This window comes from Aliirhizobium wenxiniae, from assembly GCF_019511445.1.
Classification (GTDB): domain Bacteria; phylum Pseudomonadota; class Alphaproteobacteria; order Rhizobiales; family Rhizobiaceae; genus Neorhizobium; species Neorhizobium wenxiniae_A.
In genome coordinates this window covers 25,061-45,061 of the sequence record NZ_JAEUAN010000007.1, presented here as the reverse complement: position 1 = coordinate 45,061, position 20,001 = coordinate 25,061, and the positions used below count along the sequence as shown (strand labels likewise).

Sequence of the window (20,001 nt, the reverse complement as noted above, 5' to 3'; positions counted from 1 at the left end):
TCCATCCATGGATCCGAGAAAGACAACGCGATATTCGACGGGCCGCCTTTCGGCTGCGCTCGTACTCGGCGCGGCCGCGCTGCTGTCTTCCTGCGCCGGCAAGGACAGCATGACGACCGGTTCGCTGCCGGATGATTACCGTACACGCCATCCGATCGTCGTCGGTGAAGCCGAAAAGAAGATTGATATCCCGGTCGCGGCTGGTGATACCGGCCTCACGAATGGCCAGTCGGAAGTCATCGCCGGTTTCGTTGCGGAATATCGCCGCTCTTCATCCGGCATCATCCAGATTGTCACCCCGCGCGGTTCCGCCAACGAGGGTGCCGCCGCGTCGGCCGCTGCTGCCACGCGCAAGCTGATGGTGAAAATGGGGGTTCCAGCCCAAAAAATTCTGCTGTCCGGTTTTCCATCGGAATTTGGTGAATCGGCGCCGATCCGCCTGACCTATGTGGCGATTGCGGCGAAGACCGATCAATGCGGAACCTGGCCGGCCGACATGACGCTGAATACGTTCTCCAATAAGAATTACTACAATTTCGGCTGCGCCACCCAAAGCAATCTCGCCGCCCAGATCGCCAACCCGAACGATCTTCTCGGGCCCCGCCGCATGACGCCGCCGGACGGCGAGCAGCGCGGAGAAGTGATCGAGCGCTATCGCGGGGCGTTTACTGAGCTCAAGGACATGGACGAATGATGAAGCGTAAAGGTTTCAGGGCCTGATCCGATGATAAGCACCGTTCAATACGACGTAAATGGACAGCCGTCGAAAGCCGATGACGCCGAGGAGCAGTCCTCGGGTGTCGAACTCGAATCCGTCCGGCCGCTGCCGCGTATCTCGATCCATGCTTTCTGCGAAAGCGAAAGCGTCCAGCGCATGGTCGACAAGCTGTCCCGCGACCGGCGCATGGCGAAGGTCAACCTGCGTGTGACGAGTGGCAGTGTCGATGCGGCCGCCAACATGTATGCGTCCGCGCCGACGCCGAACCTGATCGTGCTGGAAACGGCGGCCGAACCGCGCAATCTTTTGGCCGAGCTCGCGCCTCTGGCCGAAGTCTGCGATCCGTCCACCCGTGTCATTGTCATCGGCCGCTACAACGATATCGCGCTTTACCGCGAGTTGGTGCGCAACGGTATTTCCGAATATCTGGTTGCCCCCGTGCCGATGGTCGACATGATGGCGGCGATCTCCGCCATTTTCGTTGATCCGGATGCAGAGCCGCTGGGAAAATCGATCGCCTTTATCGGCGCAAAGGGCGGCGTCGGCGCTTCGACAATCGCCCATAACTGCGCCTTCGGCATTTCGACCCTGTTCTCGACGGAAACCATTCTGGCCGATCTCGACCTGCCTTTCGGCACGGCCAATATCGATTTCGATCAGGATCCGATGCAGGGCATTTCCGAAGCCGTTTTCGCCCCCGAGCGCCTCGATGAAGTGTTTCTCGATCGTCTTCTGACCAAATGCTCGGATCATCTTTCGCTTCTGGCAGCCCCGTCTGCGCTCGATCGCTCCTATGATTTCGATGGCCGTGCCTTCCAGCCGGTTGTCGAAATCCTGCAGCGCAGCGCGCCGATCGCGGTTCTCGATATCCCGCACGCATGGAACGAGTGGACCACGTCGGTCCTGTCCGATGCCGATGAGGTCGTCATCTGCGCCGCCCCCGATCTCGCCAACCTGCGCAATACCAAGAACATTCTGGATGCGCTTAAGAAGCTGAGGCCGAATGACCGCGCCCCGCATCTCATCCTCAATCAGGTGGGAATGCCCAAGCGCCCGGAGATCAGCCCGTCGGACTTCACCGAGCCGCTGGAAATCTCGCCGATCGCCATTCTGCCGTTTGATTCCTCCCTGTTCGGCAACGCTGCCAATAGCGGACGGATGATTGCGGAAGTTGATGCCAAATCTCCGATTGCCGAGACCTTCTCGCAGATCGCCCATGTCGTCACCGGCCGTATCGCCGTCAAGAAGGCAAAGAAGGGCGGTCTCGGCAAGATGCTTGGCATGCTGGGACGGAAATAAGTCGCGGAACCGGATAGTTAGGTCTTAAGAAGCATGTTTGGAAAACGCGGAAACGACGGGTTTGGCAAGGGAGGCGCGATCGCATCGCCGCCGGCACCGCAATTTACGCCCGCGCCTGCCGCACCCGCCCGGCCGGAGGCGGCTGCCCGGCCCGACGTTTCGGCAGAAAACTCTGCTCCTCGCCAGCCGGTTGCACCGCCGCCACTTGCGCCTGCCGCGCCGGCGCGCAAACGCCCGGCACGCACCGAACAGTATTACGATACCAAGAGCCAGGTCTTCTCCGCGCTCATCGACACGATCGACCTGTCGCAGCTCGCCAAGCTCGACAATGAGAGCGCTCGTGAGGAAATCCGCGATATCGTCAACGATATCATCACCATCAAGAACTTCGCCATGTCGATCTCCGAGCAGGAAGAGCTGCTCGACGACATCTGCAACGACGTTCTGGGCTACGGCCCGCTGGAGCCGCTGCTTGCCCGCGACGATATCGCGGACATCATGGTCAACGGCGCCGGCCAGACCTTTATCGAAGTCGCCGGCAAGACGATCGAATCGGAAATCCGCTTCCGCGACAACGCCCAGCTTCTCTCCATCTGCCAGCGCATCGTCAGCCAGGTGGGCCGGCGTGTGGACGAAAGCTCGCCGATCTGCGACGCGCGTCTGCCGGACGGATCACGTGTCAACGTCATCGCGCCGCCGCTGTCGCTCGATGGTCCGGCCCTCACGATCCGAAAATTCAAGAAGGACAAGCTGACCCTCGACCAACTGGTCAAGTTCGGCGCGATCACGCCGGAAGGCGCCGTCCTGTTGCAGATCATCGGCCGCGTCCGCTGCAATATCGTCATCTCCGGCGGTACCGGATCGGGCAAGACGACGCTTCTCAACTGCCTGACCAACTATATTGATCGGGATGAGCGCGTCATCACCTGCGAAGATACGGCCGAACTGCAGCTGCAGCAGCCGCATGTCGTGCGTCTCGAAACCCGCCCGCCGAATATCGAAGGCGAGGGCGAGATCACCATGCGTGATCTGGTCAAGAACTGCCTGCGTATGCGCCCCGAACGTATCATCGTCGGTGAAGTGCGCGGACCGGAAGTCTTCGACCTCCTGCAGGCGATGAACACCGGTCACGACGGTTCCATGGGCACGATCCACTCCAACACACCGCGCGAATGCCTGAGCCGTATGGAATCGATGATCGCCATGGGTGGCTATACGCTGCCGGCCAAGACGGTGCGCGAGATCATTTCCGGATCGGTCGATGTCATCGTCCAGGCTGCGCGCCTTCGCGACGGCTCGCGCCGCATCACCCAGATCACCGAGGTGATCGGCATGGAAGGCGACGTCATCATCACCCAGGATCTGATGCGCTACGATATTCAGGGCGAAGATGCCACCGGGCGCATTATCGGCCGGCATATCTCGACCGGCATCGTCAAACCGAATTTCTGGGATCGTGTCCGTTATTTCGGCGAGGAGCGCCGCCTCGCGGCCGCACTCGACGCCATGGAAACGGAAAAGGATTGAGAAGGCTGAAGGGCAGTTCGAATGTTCGGGCTTGATTTGACCATGCTGTTGATCGTGCTGCTGGCCGCCGTTTCGGCAGCCGCGGTCGCCTATGCCTTTTTGTATTCGCGCCTGGAAACCGAGAAGAAGGCCGGTGCGCGACTGACCCGCGTGAAAGCTGCCGAAAGCGACACGAACAAGGCGAAGGCTGCACGCGACCGCGTTCAGGAACTCTCAAAACGCCGAAAATCCCTGCAGGATTCTTTGAAGGATCTGGAGAAGAAGCAGCAGGAAAAGAACAAATATATCGCCGACACGAGCTTGAAATCGCGTGTGGCGCAGACCGGCCTGTCGCTGACGATGGGTCGTTTCTACATGTTTTCCGCCGCCCTTGGTTTCTTCGCCTTCCTTGGAGCGCTGATCATCGGCATGCCGTTGCTGGCTTCGCTGGGGGCGGGCTTCGTCTTTGCTCTGGGCCTGCCACGATGGATCGTCGGGTTTCTAGTCAAGCGTCGCCGCGACAAGTTTCTCGAGGAGTTCCCCAACGCGCTGGACGTCATGGTCCGTTCGATCAAGTCGGGCCTGCCGCTTAACGATGCGATCCGGCTGATCGCTTCCGATGGCAAGGAGCCGGTGAAGCGGGAATTCCAGCGCGTCATCGAGGCCCAGAAGATAGGTCTGAGCATACCCGAGGCCTGCGAACGCATGCTGCAGACGATGCCGCTTTCGGAAGTGAGCTTTTTCTCGATCGTCATCGCCATCCAGAGCCAGGCCGGCGGTAACCTTTCCGAAGCGCTGGGCAATCTCGCCAAGGTTCTGCGTGAACGCCGCAAGATGAAGGCCAAGGTGAGCGCGTTGTCGATGGAAGCCAAGGCCTCCGCAGTCATCATCGGCGCACTGCCTTTCATCGTCGCAACGCTCGTCTACCTCACCTCGCCGCAATACATGATGATCCTGTTCACCGATCCGCGCGGCCACATCATCATGCTTGTCTCTGGTGTCTGGATGTCGATCGGCATCGTGGTGATGCGCAACATGGTCAACTTCGAGATATGAGGAACGCCCGGTGAAAGATCTCGCTGCAGCCATCACCGAGCCAACCATGCTCTTCGCCGCCCTGGTGGCGCTTGCCGTTTTCGCAACGCTCTATTCGCTGGCAGCGCCCTTTTTGGAACGTGGTGATCTCGACAAGCGGATGAAAGCCGTTTCCACGGAACGGGAGCAGATGCGGGCTCGCGAGAGAGCACGTATGAACGGTGAGGGCAGGGCAAGCCTTCGCACGCAGAACAACCAGTCGGTCCGCCAGATCGTTGAACGCTTCAACCTGCGTGAAGCACTGGTCGATGAAGGCACGATCAACAAGCTTCGCGCCGCGGGCTTGAGATCGCAGAACGCGCTGAACGTGTTCCTTGTCGCGCGTTTCCTTCTGCCCTTCCTGTTTCTGCTGCTTGCAACCGTCTGGGTCTTCGTTCTCGGCAATCTTGAGTCCAGACCTATGGGGCTGCGGATTCTGGCGGTTGTCGGCTTTGCCTATATCGGCTTCTATGCACCGAACATCTATGTCTCGAACAGGGTCGGCAAACGTCAGAAGTCGATCAAGAAGGCCTGGCCCGATGCGCTCGACTTGATGCTGATCTGCGTCGAATCCGGCAATTCCATCGAGGCGGCCATGCGCCGCGCGGCAGAGGAAATCGGTACGTCTTCGCCCGAATTGGCCGAAGAACTGGCGCTGACCACGGCGGAACTGTCTTTCCTGCCGGATCGCAAGACCGCGCTCGAAAATCTCGGAAACCGCACACAGCTGGATATCGTTCGCTCGGTCGTGCAGGCGCTCATCCAGGCGGATCGTTACGGCACGCCGGTCTCGCAGGCATTGCGCGTTCTGGCGCAGGAGAGCCGCGACGAACGCATGAACGAAGCGGAAAAGAAGGCCGCTGCCCTGCCGCCGAAGCTGACCGTCCCGATGATCCTGTTCTTCCTCCCGGTTCTCGTCGCCGTTATCCTCGGCCCTGCAGGCATCCAGGTCTCCGACAGGTTCTAATTCCCTGCGCATTCCGTTATGGATTGATCCTCGCTGTTGGAGGATGCGTGATGCTGGACGAGAATATCGATGAAATTGACGGCGCCTGCCATTGCGGCACCGTGCGTTTTCACGTCAGGCTGTCAGATGGCCTGCGCAGCGCCCGGCGCTGTACCTGCTCCTACTGCAGGATGCGCGGCGCGATCGCAGTCTCGGCAAATCTGGATGATATCAACATCGTCTCTGGCGAAGAGGCACTGACCCTCTATCAATTCAACACGAACACCGCGAAACACTATTTCTGCTCGGTCTGCGGTATCTACACACATCACCAGCGCCGTTCGAACCCGAACCAGTATGGCGTCAACGTGGCATGTCTCGAAGGCATCAGCCCTTTCGACTTCCCGTCCGTCATCGTCAATGACGGCGTGTCGCATCCCTCGGACGGGGGAATTCCCGGCAAGTCGGGTCGCGCCGGGATACTGAAATTCGTCGCGGAATAGGGATCAGTTCACGGCCGATTTCGCCGGCTTGTCCTTGTCGGCAAGCTTCGCCCAGGAATTCTGTTGGGAAAGCATCGAGCGCAGATAGGTGACGTTCGTGTTCGCCTGGCTCTGGGAAAGTTCCTTGCGCGCGATAGTCTCTGCTTCGGAGAAGCGTCCCTGCAGGCCGACGACAAGCGCCAGGTTCTGCCGCACGCGGCTGTCGGCCGCCGGCTGCTGGGCGGCATTGCGCATATAGGTCTCCGCCGTCTTCAGGTCGCCTGAAAGAACGTAGGACATGCCCAGATTGGACATGATGCTCGGCTCGTTCGGCTGCGTCTGCAGCGCCATGCGATATTTCTGCCGGGCCTCATCCGAGCGCCCCATCTGGTCCAGCACGGCGCCTTCGGCCGACATCAGCCGCCAGTCCGGGTGGTCCGGTGTCTGGGCGCGGCCGATCGTGGTGAGCGCCTGTTCGAGCTGGCCTGCTGCCGCCTGTGCCTTGCCATAGGCCGCAAGCACCTGCCGGTCATTGGGATTGGCAATAACCACCTGCTGCATCACCGCAAGCGCCTGGTCATGCTTGCCCGTCATGCCGAGCACTGTGGCATAACGTAGCCCCACATCCCGGTTTTTCGGATCCTTGACATAGGCTCCGCCGATCGAGCGTTCCGTCTCTGCGAGCTCGCCTGCATTCATGCCATCCAGTGGCGCGGAAGAGGTCTTGGGTATGGAGCCGGTCGCCATCCTGTCGGGCTTCGTGGTGTTGCAGCCGGTGACTGCCATCGCCATGAAGATCAGGATTGCCGCGTGGGCCACGGACGAGCGTGAAAGGGATGAACGCTTGGAGGATGTCTTTGCTGCAATCATCATGGTCTCGTCGATCCGATGCCTCGATGGATGTCAAGGCAATGAGAAGTGGCGCATTTCCCATGAAGCAATAAACTGTTAACCCTAATGAATTGTTAAGACCAATGATTCCCGAAGGTTATCAAAGCCGCCATGACGCCTTTCCAGCATATTCATCGCCCCTCGTTTTTCGCACCTGCCGGTGCTGTGACCAAGCCGGTAACGGCCGTCACTCCGGCCGATCTGGACGGCGCAACGCTGCCGCCCGATGTCGTCGCCTGGGCGAAGGCTGCGGGTTTCAAGGCAGATAGCGGCTCCGTCCTGGCCGTTCCCGGCGAGGGTGGTATCGTCTCCCGCGTGCTGTTCGGCCTCGGCAGCGATCCGGCCGAACAGCCCTTCCTCACCGGCAAGCTGGCAAAGCTTCTACCGCCCGGTGACTGGTCGATTGAGGCGCAAGGTATCGCCTCTGATCATCTGGCCCTCGGTTTCGGCCTCGGCGGCTATTCCTTCACCAAATACAAGTCGGAAAAGGCGAAAGATGCCCGGCTCGCCATTTCCGGCGATGCCGATGCCGCGGATATCGAACGGCAACTCGCCGGCATTCTGCTCGCCCGTGACCTCATCAACACGCCGACCAACGATATGGGGCCGGATGATCTGGAAGCCGCTTTCCGCGCGCTGGCTGATCATTATGGCGCAACCGTCACCTCCATCGTCGGTGATGAGCTTCTGGAAAACAACTTTCCGCTGATCCACACGGTCGGTCGCGCAAGCGCCGTTGCGCCGCGCCTGCTTGAAATGCGCTGGGGCAAAAAGGGCAATCCGCGTGTCACGCTGGTTGGCAAGGGCGTCTGCTTCGATACGGGTGGCCTCGATCTCAAGACCGCAACCGGCATGGCGCTGATGAAGAAGGACATGGGCGGTGCCGCCAATGTCATGGGCCTTGCACTGATGATCATGGATGCAGGTCTCCCCGTAGACCTGACCGTGCTGGTCCCGGCGGTCGAGAACTCTGTCTCGTCCAACGCTTTCCGTCCGGGCGATATCTACAAGAGCCGCAAGGGCATCACCGTCCAGATCGACAATACCGATGCCGAAGGCCGTCTGGTTCTGGCAGACGCGCTCGCTTATGCCGACGAAACCCCGCCGGATCTTCTGATCGACATGGCAACGCTGACCGGTGCCGCCCGCGTGGCGCTCGGGCCGGAACTGGCGCCTTTCTTCACCGATGATGAGGCCCTTGCAGGCAAGCTGTCGCTGGCGGCGAAAGAGACGGCCGATCCCGTCTGGCGCATGCCGCTCTGGATGGGCTACGACAAGGATCTGCGCACGCGCGCGGCCGACATCACCAATTCGCCTTCCGGCGGCATGGCCGGCTCGATCAACGCGGCGCTTTTCCTCAAGCGCTTTGTCACGGCCTCGCCGAGCTGGGTCCATCTCGACATCTACGGCTGGAACCCTTCCGAGAAGCCGCATTCGCCGGTCGGCGGCGAAGCCTTCGCCATCCGTGCGCTCTATCGCGTGATCCGCGATATGGCGGAAGCCGGAAAATGAAAAACAGACCGGTAACGGTTTGACGTTACGATCGGCATCCGTTGGAGATATCGGATGCCGATCGAATTGACCGCAACGGAGGCGCTTGGCCTGTGGCACCGCGTTTCACTGGAAGAGGTGAGGGGCGAAGCGTCTGACCTGACGCTCAGGCAGATGGCGATCCTGTTGCAGATCTATCTGGTGCCGCCGCCGCACACCGTGCGGGGTCTTGCCGAAACGCTCGGCGTGACCAAACCCGTGATCACCCGCGCGCTAGACAGGATGGGTGAACTGGGCTTGGTCGATCGTGTGCGGGATGATCGCGATCGCCGCAATGTCGTGATAAAACGAACCATCGGCGGCGCTCTCTATCTGGAAAAACTCGGCGACCTGATCATTCTGGAAGCCAAACGATCCGCCTCGTAAAGGACAAGACCATGGAACTGGACAGACGTCTCAATGCCTTCCGGCCGGACCTCGCAGCAGAGGCGCTGAAAGGCCAGGTCGAGGCGGCCCGCTTCGTCAGGGGCGAACCCGCCTGCGTCGTGACGCCTGTCGCAGCCCTGAGGCCCTTTCCGGATCTCGGACGCGGCATAGATACCGAACTCCTCCATGGCGAGAGTGTCCGCGTTTTCGATCGCGCAAACGGTTTTGCTTGGGTGCAGGCCGATGCGGACGGTTATGTCGGTTATCTGCCGGAAGAGATGATCGGTCCTGCCGTAGAGCCCACGCACCGGATTACGGCCGTACGGACCTTCGTTTATCCGGAAGCGGAATTGCGCAAGTCGCCCCTCAGAGCACTTTCGATGGGCAGCCTTGTCACCATCATCGGCGATGCTGAAACGCGCGGTACGCGTTATTTCCTTTTGGCCGAAGGCGGGGCCGTCATTGCCGCCCACTGCCTGCCGGTCGGTGAGCCGATGGCGCAAGACTATGTGTCCGTCGCCACAAAATTCGTTGAGACACCTTATCTCTGGGGCGGGCGTTCGGGTTTCGGCATCGATTGCTCCGGTCTTGTCCAGCTGGCGCTGATGATGGTCGGCAAAAAGGCTCCGCGCGATTCCGACATGCAGGCATCCTTCGGCAATCCGATCAGCCGTGAAGACCTCAGCCGCGGCGATCTCGTTTTCTGGAAAGGCCATGTCGGCATCATGGAAGACGAAGAGACGCTTCTGCACGCGAATGGCCACACGATGACTGCGGCAAGAGAGAATTTCGAAGCGGCAGTAAAGCGTATCGGCTGGCTGTATGAGCAGCCGACCGGCTATCGCCGCATCCCGTGATGCGGCAAAATTATACGTTTGCGGCCATAGTTCCGTCATCACGACAATGTTGGCTTGGCCTTGATGGCATGAGAGACCGCTTGCACCTATCTTTACAGTATGTCTCCCGAAAGTGGTCATCGGTTTCGGGATAAGGACATGTGAAAAGCAAGGCGCTGAAGGACGGCGAGCGAATCTGAAAGATCGCGGCGTGCTTTGGCTTAAACAGCAGTCCGAGGTATGGAGTTTTCACCGATGCTCAAAGGTGCATGGATATTGCCGGCAACGATGCTGGTCGTGCTCATCCTCGCGGCCGTGCCTTCGGTGGTCTTCGCGGCAGACGGAGACGCATTCGGCCCGTCGATGAAGACCTATTTCAAGGATCTCCCCGGCGTCGTTCCGGAGGAAGAGCGGGTGAAGGCCGAGATCTCCGACGGTTATCGCTGCACCACCGGCGTCGGTTACACATCTGAGCCACGCCGCAGGTTCCGGGGTAGCATTCTGGATGATCTTCCCGTTCAGGTCTATCGCTGTGAAACGCCGAGCGGGGTCACCTATACGGGAACGAATCTACCCAATAACCAATGGGTCCCCGGCCTCAATCCGCGCCATCTCCCCGAATGAAATAGGCCCGCGATGGCGGGCCGGCGGGGCTTGGAAACAACCCGATCCTGCACGCCGAAAGGCCGCGCTGGAACGCAAAATCCAAAAATAGTAAAGGCCCGCAAGCGGGCCAATTACTAAGCATAATCAATGGGAATGGTGCCCAGAAGAGGACTCGAACCTCCACATCCTTTCGGATACCAGCACCTGAAGCTGGCGCGTCTACCAATTCCGCCATCTGGGCGACGAGGAGCGATGTACGGGGGTGGCACCTTCCTGTCAACCGGCTTTTTGAAGTTTCTGTGTCAGCTGCCAAAAAAGTTTTTGAGAACAGCCTCAGGTCGGGTTTTCGGCCCCGGTTTTGGCGGAATGGCGATCCAGGTGGCCGAGGTCCCGATCGGGATCGATGACATTGCGAACACGCTGCTTCAGCTCTTTCGGGCCGGGAAAGCCGCCATCGCGTTTGCGCTCCCAGATGAGAGTGCCGTCGATCCTTATCTCGAACACGCCGCCGGTGCCGGGAATGAGGCCGACCTCTCCGAGCGAATCACCAAAAGTCTGCAACAGCTCCTGCGCCATCCAGCCCGCTCTCAGCAGCCAGTTGCATTGGGTGCAATAGAGAATGGTGATATGCGCCTTACTGTTTGAACCCGTTGCCGGGCTCGGCATGGTGCCTTCCATCGCCTCCTGCAAGGCAAGCTTCACCATCGTGGCTAGGTCGGCGTCGGCAAAACCGGCTTTAGCTGTACTCTGAAAGCTTGCCAGCGCCGCATGCATCGCCGGGATGGCCACATCGAGATGCGCGGCGTAATCGCGCACCACGCTGACATCCTTGATCACGCCTGAAACAGGAAAGCCGACATGATCCGTTTCGCCCAGGACGACAGGCAGGCGGCCCTTCATGGCGGGGCTGGCCGCTGGACTGCCGGAGAGGACCTCGATCATCTTCTCGCGCGAAAGGCCTGCCCGGGCGCCGAGTTGCAGGGCTTCCTTAAGGCTTTCCCAAAGTCCCGTCAGCATCATGTTGTTGATCAGCTTCGAGGCCGCGCCGTGGCCGAGTGCTCCGACATGGTGGATACGATCGGAAAGCGCCTCTGCGACCGGCAGGAAGCGGCGATAATCGTCCTCGCCCCCTCCGATATAAAAGCCTGCCTTTCCGGCAAGCAACGTTTCGGGCCCGCCCGAAATGGGGGCATCCAGCAGGCTGCCACCCTTTTTCTCGATTGCGGCCTGGTGGCTGCGAAGTGTCAGCGGGCTCACCGTACTGGTGTCGATGATAAGCTTGCCGGAAAGGTCCATTAAAGCGAGGCTTCCGGCCATGGCATCGACGGCCGCGTCGTCAAGAAGCGCGAGGATGATGATGTCGGACATCTCGGCAAGGTGAGGGATGTCGGCGCAGGCGGATGCCGCTTTGGAAAAATCCGCCGGAATGCCGCTGCGGCTCCAGCCAGCCACTGCAAAGCCGTTTGAAGCAAGCCGCGTTGCCATGGCGCGCCCCATGCGTCCCAGTCCGATAATGCCGATACGAGGTTTTGTCATGCGAATCCTCCCGTCTTCTCTGGCTGAAGAAACGTCCTACAGCATGTCTCCCGAAAGTGGTCACCGGTTTCGGGATAAAGACATGCGCAAAAACAAAGAGCTAAAGCACGGCGAGCGAATCTGAAAGATCGCGACGTGCGTTAGCCGGTCTGTTTCGCAAATGCCATTTCCGAGCAGTCTGCCGAGAAATGCCCCGCTACGGAACAAATTGCGGTAACGCGCATTTTATTGGCTGGAATAGGAGGAAACGAAATGGCTTATGATCCCAATCCGAATGACAACCGCCCTGATCTGCGCACGCCGACGCCTGCCCCCCGCAGTAGTTCGTCGTGGATGGGCTGGGTTGCTGTGCTTGCCGTGATCGTCGTGGGCGCATTCGTCTGGTCGCAAATGGGTAGCGCGCCCACCGATGCGACGACGACGTCCTCGACGACCCAGCCGGCAGCACCTGCGGCCCCGGCTCCCGCTACGCCTGCTCCGGCCACGCCGGCGCCTGATGCAACACCCGCTCCGGCAACACCGGCTCCGGCAGCCCCGGCAGGTGGCGGCAATGGCGGCTAACATAGGTTAGCAGCTATCCCGTAAACGATAAAAACCGTCCGCTCATAGAGCGGGCGGTTTTTTCGTTTCACACCGGACACAAGGCCGGTAACGGTTCAAAAATTCCCCCAGCCGGGATCGACGGCAAGCGCGGCAGATCCGGCCGTGCGGAACTGTGGTGCCGGGCGGCCCGACTTTGATACCGATCGTATGGCCGGTGCTGCTGCCGGTACGGGAGTTACTGCGCGCCCACTTGCCTGGCCGAAGCGGAACTGCTCGAGCAGTGCAAACAGCGCCTGTGATTCATTGGCCAGACTGCGGCTTGCGGCGGTCTGTTGTTCGACCATCGCCGCATTCTGCTGCGTGCCCTGATCCACTTCGTTGATCGCGTGGTTGATATTGCCAAGCGCCAGCGATTGCTCGCGGGAAGCGTCGATGATGGCCATGATGTCGGAATTGATGTGATGCACCTGTCCGCCGATTTCCTGCAGCGCGGTTCCTGCCTTGCTGACGAGATCGACCCCGCTTGCCACATGATTGCCGGACGTGGTGATCAGGGCCTTGATTTCCTTGGCGGCTCCGGCGGAACGCTGTGCCAGTTCACGCACTTCCTGAGCCACCACGGCAAAGCCCTTGCCCGCTTCACCGGCTCGCGCTGCCTCGACACCGGCGTTGAGAGCGAGAAGGTTGGTCTGGAAGGCAATCTCGTCGATGACGCCGATAATGTTGGAAATCTCGCGTGACGAGTGGTCGATCGAATCCATGGCACGGATTGCTTCGCGAACGATCTCGCCCGAACGTTCGGCATCCGCCTTGGCGCGATTGACCAGCGCACCGGATTCTTCCGCACGCTTGCTGGAATCCTTGACGGTTGTGGTGATTTCTTCGAGAGCGGCCGCAGTCTCTTCCACGGAGCCGGCCTGGCGCTCCGTCCGCTGCGCCAGATCGTCGGCTGCGACGCGCACTTCGCTGGAACTTGCAGCGATAGCGCGGGCATTATCCGCAATCGTCGCCATGGCGTCACGCAGCTTGGCGGATGCAGTGTTGAAATCGATGCGCAACTTTTCCAGCGAAGCGATAAAAGGTGTATCGATCTTTTGGGAAAGGTCACCTTCCGCCATGTTGGTCAGGCAGGAGGCCAGTTTTTCGACATTTTCCACCCGCTGCGTCACGTCGGTTGCGAATTTGACGACCTTGATGACATGGCCGGCGTCATCGAAGACAGGATTGTAGGACGCCTGGATGAAGACATTGCGTCCGCCCTTGGCAATGCGCGTAAATTCGCCAGCAACGAATTCGCCCGACAGAAGCCGCTCCCAGAAACGTGCGTAATCAGCGGACGCGGCATATGCCTGATCGATGAATATCCGGTGATGCTGTCCGACGATTTCGTTGAGGTTATAACCGAGCGTAGACAGGAAATTTTCGTTGGCACCAATGATCGTGCCATCCGTATTGAATTCGATCGTTGCCTGGGCACGGGAGATGGCGTTGATCTTCGCGGCCGTGTCGAGCGCGTGTAATTTCGACTCGGTGATGTCATTGGCAAACTTGACGACCTTGATCACCTTGCCGTTGCTATTCGTGACCGGATTATAGTTGCCGCGAATGAAGACTTCCCGGCCGCCTTTCGCGATCCGCTTGAAATCGCTCGCGAAGAACTGGCCTTTTCGCAATGCGTTCCAGAAGGTCGTATAGTCCGGCGACTTTGCGTAATTGGTTTCGACAAACAGGCTGTGATGTTGGCCGATTATTTCCTGCGGGTGGTAGCCCATCAGGTCGCAGAAATTCTTGTTGGCCTTGATAATTCGCCCTTCCAAGTCAAATTCGATGATCGCCATCGACAGATCGAGAGCGTTGAGAACTTGGTCTGAATTGGATTGGAACGGAAACATGTTTGATTACCCTCAAGGCAAAACGGGGACACTGCGATAATTATATTAATAATGGCAGTATTTCTGTTAAATTACTGATAATACAGCAAGTTATTGTTTGCCATGCAGGGTTTTGCTGAGTATTGCTCCTGCACGCGATAAGTGTTTTTGGGGTTGGGTTTTAACTATTCGTTAACCTTGTTGCTGGAGTCTCTTCGCCAGTCGCCGTTATGGCGTTCGGTTGAACTCATCGGCAAGGAGAAGAGCATGACGCTCCAGACACTGCCCGGAAAGATCCTCGACAATGCGCATCATACACTGCTTCTGATGCGCGAGGACGCAGCATGCCACGCTGTTTGCGTGGTGAATGACAGCCGCATCGGAAATGTCCGCTCGAAACTCGGCCTTATCGAGACGATTGCAAGCCGCAAGCTCGACCATGGCGAAGTGGCCTTCGACGGGCGGGTATGGATTACCCTGTCGGACCTGCCGCGCCCCTGCCATTAAAGCGCTTAAAACAAATCCGAAGGATCACGACAGGCTTCTGTCGTGATCGCTTTCCGGGCTTCATTGCCTGGTCATGACACTTTCGATGACCTTGGCGATGTCCTTCTCGTTATAGGGTTTGCGCAGCAGCCCTGCTTGCGGGGGAGCGCCATCCGGCCGGTGATTTTCGCCGGTCGCAAAAATGACGGCGAGACCCGGACTCGTGACGAGTGCGCGCTGCACCAATTCCCCGCCGCTGAAATCCGGCAAGCCGATATCGGTCAACAGAAGATCGATATCCTCGTTCGCCAGTTCTGCGAGAGCTTCGTGTCCACTCGCGGCCTCGATCACATCATGCCCGAGTTCCATCAGTATTTCGGCTGTGTTGCTGCGGATGAGAAAGTCGTCCTCGACCAACAATATTTTCAGCGCAGCCGAGGAGGTTTGCACGTCCGATCCTGATGCTGCGGTTCTTGGCGCCGATGCCTGCTCCACCTGCTTCTGGTTGCCGATCACATGGCGGATGCGACGCGCCAGCGCCTCGCGTGTATAGGGTTTTGACAGAAGCTCGACACCGACATCGAGAATGCCGCCATGGACGATCGAGTTTTCCGTGTAGCCCGAGGTGAACAGCACCGCGAGATTGGGTAGCCGCTCCTTGGCGCGGCGTGCCATCTCCCGGCTCTTCAGCGGACCAGGCATGACGACGTCGGTGAAGATCACGTCGATAGGGATGCCGCTCTCGACGACATTAAGGCCTGCCTGGGCGTCCTTGGCGGAAAGTACCCGATAACCGAGATCGGTCAGCGTCTCGATAACGGTGGTACGCACCTCCTCGTCGTCCTCGACCACAAGCACGGTCTCCGTACCGCCGACGACAGGTCCCGCCTGGATCGTGACCTCGCGATCCTCGTCGGCAACCGAGCGGGGAAGATAGACTTTTACCGTCGTGCCCTGTCCGACCTCGCTATAGATCTTCACATGGCCCCCGGATTGCTTGACGAAACCATAGACCATGGAAAGGCCGAGACCGGTTCCCTTGCCTTCCGGCTTTGTTGAGAAAAACGGCTCGAACACTTTTTCCAATACTTCGGGCGTCATGCCGGAACCGGTATCGGTCACGGCGAGCAGCACATATTGGCCGGCCGCCACTTCCGCATGAGCGCGGGCATAATCCTGGTCGAGAAAGGCATTGCCCACCTCGATCGTCAGCTTGCCCGATCCTTCCATCGCGTCGCGGGCATTGATGGCGAGATTGAGCAGTGCGTTTTCAACCTGTGTCGGGTCGGCATAGGTGTTCCACAGCCCGCCGCTGGCGATGACTTCCACCTCGACTGCCTCGCCAAGCGAGCGTCGCAGAAGATCATCCATGCCGGCGATGAAACGGCCGATATTGATCACACGCGGTTCCAGCGCCTGGCGGCGACCGAAGGCGAGCAACTGGCTGGCGAGCTTGGCACCGCGATTGACGCCTGCAAGCGCGTTGGCGACACGCCGCTCGGCAGTCTCGTTGCCGGATATATCCTTGGCCAGAAGCTGGAGATTGCCGGCAACGACCTGCAGCAGATTGTTGAAGTCATGCGCCACGCCGCCGGTCAGCTGGCCGATCGATTCCATCTTCTGAGCCTGTTGCAGTGCCCGCTCCGTCAGCCGGCGTTCTGCGATCTCCGCTTCCACTCTGGCTTCCAGACTTTCGTTCAGTTGCTTGAGCTGTTCCTCGGCGCGCATCCGGTGGCGGACCTGCCGCTCCAGATTGCTGGCATGTTCCTGCAGGCTTGCTTCTGCGGCGCGCTGCTCCGTGATGTCGGTATGGACGCCGACCCATTCCTCGATCTCGCCGTCTGCGTCTATGATCGGTACGCCTCGGATCGAGAACGTTCGGTAAATCCCGTCATGCCGGCGGACCCGATGTTCCCATATATAGGTCGATTTGGACGCGACGGCGGCCTGCCAGCTGGCGACCGAACCGGCGCGGTCATCCGGATGCACCGCGTCCGACCAGCCGTAATTCTGATATTGCTCGAAGCTCTGGCCAGTGAGCGAGGCCCAGCCGGCCTGCTCGCCCAGCATGCGGCCGTCTGCCGTATTGGTCCACAGCACGCCATGAATGGCATTGACGGCAGCCCGGAAGCGATCATTGCTGCGGCGAAGGGCATTTTCGGATTGCTTGCGGGCTTCGACATCGATGATCAGCACATAGATGCCGTCGATTTCGCCCTGGGATGTATGCCGCGGCACATAGCGGACTTCCGCTGTCCGGCTTTCTCCATCGGGCCTGCGGATCACCGCGTCGTTGATGATTGCTTCGCCTGAGAAAGCCTTGTTTATGAATGGGATGCGGGTTTTGTAATAATCCTGGCCGACAATGTCGGCCACATGTTTGCCGATCACGTCGGCGGCGGGAAGGCCGAACCAATCGCGATATCCTTCATTGGCAAAGCGATAGATGCCGTCGCGGTCGATGAAACCGACCAGAATGGGGAGCGCATTGGTAAGTCGTGCAAGTTCCTCGCGACTTTCCGCCAGCGCCTTGACGGCCTTCACCCTGTCGGTGTTCTCAAGAACGGTACAGAGCACGCCGTCGACCTTGCCGCTTTCGGCATAGATCGGCGTATAGAACAGGTCGAAGATAACGTCTTCCGGAACGCCGTGGCGGTGAAGCACCAGCACCTGGTCGCGGAAGGATTGCACCTCGCCGCGAAAACCGGCTTCGAGGATTTTTCTGTTCCAGTCCCAGATTTCCGGCCAGATGCCGGGAACGGTTCCGCCGAGCGCGCGGGGATGGTAGCTGCCGGCGATCTCGATATAGCCGTCATTATAGATCATCACATGGTCGTCGCCCCACATCAGCACCTGCGGGATAGGCGAATTGACCATCGAATTGACCTTGATCCGCAGATGCTGCGGCCACTCGGCAATCGGGCCGAGCGAGGTTTTCGACCAGTCGAATGCGCGTACGAGTTCCCCCGCTTCGCCTCCGCCAATCGGCCAATGGGCGGATACGACCTGATAGTTCATGAAGTCACCGAGCATATGAGGGTGGAATAAACCGCGGTTATATGGAGCGTTATGCGGCTCTTCCAAGTGTCCAAAGCATAAATATGTGCTGATTTTCAGTATTTTGCATGATGCTTCGCGATATTCTCCGCGGTTCCTTCTCCAGCACGGAATCCGCCCTTGGTGCGGTTGGCTTTTTTCGTTTCGGCCGGGACACGTCGGGTGCCTCGAATTGAATTTTTATATGTGACACTCGGCGTGTCCCGTTCGGTGTGTTTTTCCGCGCAACTCCGGTCCGTCTGCGGCGGATCGGATGCCTTGCGGCGCGATCCGGTTTGTGTGCGGCACACGCACGCCCCCTGCGATCAGGAGAGGCAGACCATTTTCTGCGCAGCTCCGGACGGTCCGCCTGCATAAGGGCGGCTCACCCGATCACCGGTCCCGCCTCGCCGGTTATGCGGACCGGTGTAGCCGAAGCGGAACGGGGGTATTGTAGGCATGGGGCGCGAAGGTGGGGATGAAGTTATGTGATTTTTTTGGGGTGATCTTGGTTGGCCCCCCTCACCAACAAAATCTAAGACTTAGCTTAGCTAAGATCCTGATTGTGTAACCTCTCCCAGAAGGGGAGAGGTAGAGCGCCGAGGTTGCCTCACCGGCATCTCTCCCCTTGTGGGAGAGAAAGCGATTTCAACATCTTAGCGCAGCTAAGTGTTAGAAATCGCAAGTGAGGGGATTAACTTTACCCGCACTGCCTCACCGACATTCTCGATGCCCGACAAAGCCTAAAGCGCCGGGCCGAGCTTGATCGGGCTTCCATCCGAAAAGCGCGAGAGCCGGAAGCGGGTGAGGTCGTGCCCGGCGGCATTGCCCTGAATGAGATCGGCAACCACGCGGCCGACCCCGGGCCCGATGCCGAAGCCATGACCGCTCATTCCCGTTGCCACGAACAGGCCATCGATCGACTGTGCCCGGTCAACGATCGGAACGACATCCGGCATGGCGTCGATCATGCCTGCCCATGCCGTCTTCAATCGAACGGGGCCAAGCGTCGGGAACAGTTGCTCGAATTCGTGTTTCAGCGAACGCAGGCCCTTTTGCGACGGGGCAGGGTTGAGGACACGCATACGCTCGAACGGGCTCTGCCTGTCCGCGTCCCAGTTTCGCGCCGTCGTCCATCCGTCGGGAAAGCCTTTCGGAGCGATGGGCAGGTAACCGATACCGAACGGCTTGTTGATGAGGGCGGGCAGATATTTGAACGCGTGGCGAAACGCATCCGGCCCGATAAAAAGTGCGCTGCCGCCACCCGGAGCAAGGGTATAGCCGCCATCCTGCCGCCGCCGGAAGGCGACATTTTCATCGACCGCTGCACCCGCATGTACCTCCGGCATGGCCTCGGTCGCGGCAACCGTTGATCGGACGCTAAGCTGCGGGATGGAAATGCCGTGCTTGTTCAGGAGGAGCGAGGACCACGCTCCGCCGGCGACGAGAACGGTGGAGGCTTCGATGCGGCCGGATTCGGTGATCACGCCGCTGATCTTGCCGGCGGCGATGTCGAGTGCGCGGGCGGCGCAGTTTTCCACGATCACCACGCCCTTGCGGGTGGCAAGCCGCGCAAGCGCCGGAACCGCGAGCCATGGTTCTGCCCGCATATCCGACGGTGTCCTCATCGCCCCTTGAAAGCGGCGCGCCATGCCGGGAATGAGCTTTGCCGTTTCCGCAGCGGCAAGCAGATGCGTGTCGATCGCGTGGGGAGCGGCGATCTTCATGAACGCCTCGAAATCGACCATGTCTTTCTCGGAATTCGCCAGGTAGGTGACGCCGGTTTGGCTAAGGCCGATATCCTCGCCGCACTCCGCCGCCAGTTGCTCCCACAGCCGGCAGGCCTCGATGACGATCGGCAACTCGTCCGCATCACGCCCCTGCTTGCGGATCCAGCCCCAGTTGCGCGATGATTGCTCCGCCGCGATCCGCCCCTTTTCGACAAGCGTGACCGCCACGCCCTTTTCCGCCAGATAAATTGCCGTGGTGACGCCGATCACGCCCCCGCCAATGATCACCACATCCGAGCGTTCCGGCAGCGGGCCGTGAAACTGGATCGGATCGGCTTCGGAAAAGGGAAAGGTCGGCACGGCTTATGTCCTGAAATATATCCTATCACCCAGTCGTAGCCAGTCGAGGAGTGGCGGGCAAGGAGGAAAGCTTGCCGAAGCGATCGGCCGGAACAGCGGCAATTTCGCGCAGGAAACAGGGCCTGTGTAATGGGATGGCATACCGGAGAAGCGGTGCATTAAAC

Annotated in this window: 17 protein-coding genes, 1 tRNA gene and 1 pseudogene; 12 read left to right on the top strand and 7 right to left on the bottom strand. The window is 59.6% G+C overall.

The window, feature by feature from the left end:
- The first annotated feature begins 7 nt into the window (after nucleotides 1–7).
- From JNB91_RS10610 to JNB91_RS10585, 6 genes are read left to right on the top strand one after another with little or no spacing between them, the layout of a single operon-like run.
- On the top strand, nucleotides 8–694 hold the full coding sequence (locus JNB91_RS10610) for a CpaD family pilus assembly protein (protein WP_220325664.1): 687 nt from the start codon (nucleotides 8–10) through the stop codon (nucleotides 692–694).
- 30 nt (nucleotides 695–724) lie between these two features.
- A complete protein-coding gene (locus JNB91_RS10605) occupies nucleotides 725–2,017 on the top strand; it encodes a CpaE/TadZ family protein (RefSeq protein ID WP_222857504.1) in 1,293 nt (430 codons plus the stop codon).
- 33 nt (nucleotides 2,018–2,050) lie between these two features.
- Nucleotides 2,051–3,544 (top strand): TadA family conjugal transfer-associated ATPase, encoded by a 1,494-nt coding sequence (locus tag JNB91_RS10600; protein ID WP_220325481.1) that lies wholly within the window; start codon nucleotides 2,051–2,053, stop codon nucleotides 3,542–3,544.
- A 21-nt stretch (nucleotides 3,545–3,565) separates the two neighbouring features.
- A complete protein-coding gene (locus JNB91_RS10595; protein WP_220325480.1) occupies nucleotides 3,566–4,579 on the top strand; it encodes a type II secretion system F family protein in 1,014 nt (337 codons plus the stop codon).
- A gap of 46 nt (nucleotides 4,580–4,625) precedes the next feature.
- Nucleotides 4,626–5,564: a type II secretion system F family protein gene (locus JNB91_RS10590; RefSeq protein ID WP_220325662.1), complete on the top strand. Its 939-nt coding sequence runs from the start codon at nucleotides 4,626–4,628 to the stop codon at nucleotides 5,562–5,564.
- A gap of 50 nt (nucleotides 5,565–5,614) precedes the next feature.
- Nucleotides 5,615–6,046 carry a GFA family protein gene (locus JNB91_RS10585; protein ID WP_430736265.1) on the top strand — a complete coding sequence of 144 codons (432 nt, stop codon included), beginning with the start codon at nucleotides 5,615–5,617 and terminating at the stop codon, nucleotides 6,044–6,046.
- 3 nt (nucleotides 6,047–6,049) lie between these two features.
- On the opposite strand, the gene JNB91_RS10580 is transcribed toward JNB91_RS10585, so the two are convergent.
- On the bottom strand, nucleotides 6,050–6,895 hold the full coding sequence (locus JNB91_RS10580) for a tetratricopeptide repeat protein (protein WP_223218135.1): 846 nt from the start codon (nucleotides 6,893–6,895) through the stop codon (nucleotides 6,050–6,052).
- 132 nt (nucleotides 6,896–7,027) lie between these two features.
- Here JNB91_RS10580 and JNB91_RS10575 point away from each other — a divergent pair, with 132 nt between their 5' ends.
- The 4 genes from JNB91_RS10575 to JNB91_RS10560 all read left to right on the top strand — a co-directional run bounded on the left by JNB91_RS10575 (nucleotide 7,028) and on the right by JNB91_RS10560 (nucleotide 10,293).
- Complete coding sequence (locus JNB91_RS10575) at nucleotides 7,028–8,428, top strand: leucyl aminopeptidase family protein (protein ID WP_220325478.1); 1,401 nt, start codon at nucleotides 7,028–7,030, stop codon at nucleotides 8,426–8,428.
- A 54-nt stretch (nucleotides 8,429–8,482) separates the two neighbouring features.
- Nucleotides 8,483–8,833: a MarR family transcriptional regulator gene (locus JNB91_RS10570; protein ID WP_220325477.1), complete on the top strand. Its 351-nt coding sequence runs from the start codon at nucleotides 8,483–8,485 to the stop codon at nucleotides 8,831–8,833.
- A gap of 11 nt (nucleotides 8,834–8,844) precedes the next feature.
- A complete protein-coding gene (locus JNB91_RS10565) occupies nucleotides 8,845–9,690 on the top strand; it encodes a C40 family peptidase (protein WP_220325476.1) in 846 nt (281 codons plus the stop codon).
- A gap of 234 nt (nucleotides 9,691–9,924) precedes the next feature.
- The gene (locus tag JNB91_RS10560) at nucleotides 9,925–10,293 is read left to right on the top strand and encodes a hypothetical protein (protein ID WP_220325475.1); all 369 of its coding nucleotides are present in this window, start codon (nucleotides 9,925–9,927) and stop codon (nucleotides 10,291–10,293) included.
- 136 nt (nucleotides 10,294–10,429) lie between these two features.
- Here the strand turns inward: JNB91_RS10560 and JNB91_RS10555 are convergent.
- From JNB91_RS10555 to JNB91_RS10545, 3 genes and pseudogenes are all read right to left on the bottom strand, one after another.
- Nucleotides 10,430–10,516 (bottom strand) — tRNA-Leu (locus tag JNB91_RS10555).
- Nucleotides 10,517–10,608: 92 nt separating this feature from the next.
- Nucleotides 10,609–10,941 carry an Rdx family protein gene (locus JNB91_RS10550; RefSeq protein ID WP_220325660.1) on the bottom strand — a complete coding sequence of 111 codons (333 nt, stop codon included), beginning with the start codon at nucleotides 10,939–10,941 and terminating at the stop codon, nucleotides 10,609–10,611.
- 39 nt (nucleotides 10,942–10,980) lie between these two features.
- Nucleotides 10,981–11,811 (bottom strand): annotated as a pseudogene (locus JNB91_RS10545) (NAD(P)-dependent oxidoreductase); the annotation flags it as partial.
- Nucleotides 11,812–12,063: 252 nt separating this feature from the next.
- Between JNB91_RS10545 and JNB91_RS10540 the strand changes: the two are divergent.
- Complete coding sequence (locus tag JNB91_RS10540; protein WP_220325474.1) at nucleotides 12,064–12,372, top strand: hypothetical protein; 309 nt, start codon at nucleotides 12,064–12,066, stop codon at nucleotides 12,370–12,372.
- Nucleotides 12,373–12,467: 95 nt separating this feature from the next.
- Here the strand turns inward: JNB91_RS10540 and JNB91_RS10535 are convergent, their stop codons facing one another.
- Nucleotides 12,468–14,246, bottom strand: coding sequence for a methyl-accepting chemotaxis protein (locus JNB91_RS10535; protein WP_220325473.1), 1,779 nt, complete (start codon nucleotides 14,244–14,246; stop codon nucleotides 12,468–12,470).
- Between the two features lie 246 nt (nucleotides 14,247–14,492).
- On the opposite strand from JNB91_RS10535, the gene JNB91_RS10530 reads away from it, so the two are divergent.
- Complete coding sequence (locus JNB91_RS10530) at nucleotides 14,493–14,732, top strand: hypothetical protein (protein WP_220325472.1); 240 nt, start codon at nucleotides 14,493–14,495, stop codon at nucleotides 14,730–14,732.
- A 60-nt stretch (nucleotides 14,733–14,792) separates the two neighbouring features.
- Here the strand turns inward: JNB91_RS10530 and JNB91_RS10525 are convergent, their stop codons facing one another.
- Both JNB91_RS10525 and JNB91_RS10520 read right to left on the bottom strand, forming a co-directional pair.
- A complete protein-coding gene (locus JNB91_RS10525) occupies nucleotides 14,793–17,729 on the bottom strand; it encodes a PAS domain-containing protein (RefSeq protein WP_220325471.1) in 2,937 nt (978 codons plus the stop codon).
- 761 nt (nucleotides 17,730–18,490) lie between these two features.
- On the bottom strand, nucleotides 18,491–19,837 hold the full coding sequence (locus JNB91_RS10520; protein ID WP_220325470.1) for an NAD(P)/FAD-dependent oxidoreductase: 1,347 nt from the start codon (nucleotides 19,835–19,837) through the stop codon (nucleotides 18,491–18,493).
- Nucleotides 19,838–20,001 lie beyond the last annotated feature (164 nt).

Coding starts and splice junctions, on each gene's coding strand:
- JNB91_RS10560 (WP_220325475.1), top strand. CDS start 9,925: ATGCTCAAAGGTGCATGGATATTGCCGGCAACGATGCTGGTCGTGCTC.
- JNB91_RS10530 (WP_220325472.1), top strand. CDS start 14,493: ATGACGCTCCAGACACTGCCCGGAAAGATCCTCGACAATGCGCATCAT.
- JNB91_RS10585 (WP_430736265.1), top strand. CDS start 5,615: ATGCTGGACGAGAATATCGATGAAATTGACGGCGCCTGCCATTGCGGC.
- JNB91_RS10590 (WP_220325662.1), top strand. CDS start 4,626: ATGCTCTTCGCCGCCCTGGTGGCGCTTGCCGTTTTCGCAACGCTCTAT.
- JNB91_RS10570 (WP_220325477.1), top strand. CDS start 8,483: ATGCCGATCGAATTGACCGCAACGGAGGCGCTTGGCCTGTGGCACCGC.
- JNB91_RS10595 (WP_220325480.1), top strand. CDS start 3,566: ATGTTCGGGCTTGATTTGACCATGCTGTTGATCGTGCTGCTGGCCGCC.
- JNB91_RS10575 (WP_220325478.1), top strand. CDS start 7,028: ATGACGCCTTTCCAGCATATTCATCGCCCCTCGTTTTTCGCACCTGCC.
- JNB91_RS10525 (WP_220325471.1), bottom strand. CDS start 17,729: ATGAACTATCAGGTCGTATCCGCCCATTGGCCGATTGGCGGAGGCGAA.
- JNB91_RS10540 (WP_220325474.1), top strand. CDS start 12,064: ATGGCTTATGATCCCAATCCGAATGACAACCGCCCTGATCTGCGCACG.
- JNB91_RS10550 (WP_220325660.1), bottom strand. CDS start 10,941: ATGCCGAGCCCGGCAACGGGTTCAAACAGTAAGGCGCATATCACCATT.
- JNB91_RS10580 (WP_223218135.1), bottom strand. CDS start 6,895: ATGATTGCAGCAAAGACATCCTCCAAGCGTTCATCCCTTTCACGCTCG.
- JNB91_RS10610 (WP_220325664.1), top strand. CDS start 8: ATGGATCCGAGAAAGACAACGCGATATTCGACGGGCCGCCTTTCGGCT.
- JNB91_RS10565 (WP_220325476.1), top strand. CDS start 8,845: ATGGAACTGGACAGACGTCTCAATGCCTTCCGGCCGGACCTCGCAGCA.
- JNB91_RS10535 (WP_220325473.1), bottom strand. CDS start 14,246: ATGTTTCCGTTCCAATCCAATTCAGACCAAGTTCTCAACGCTCTCGAT.
- JNB91_RS10605 (WP_222857504.1), top strand. CDS start 725: ATGATAAGCACCGTTCAATACGACGTAAATGGACAGCCGTCGAAAGCC.
- JNB91_RS10600 (WP_220325481.1), top strand. CDS start 2,051: ATGTTTGGAAAACGCGGAAACGACGGGTTTGGCAAGGGAGGCGCGATC.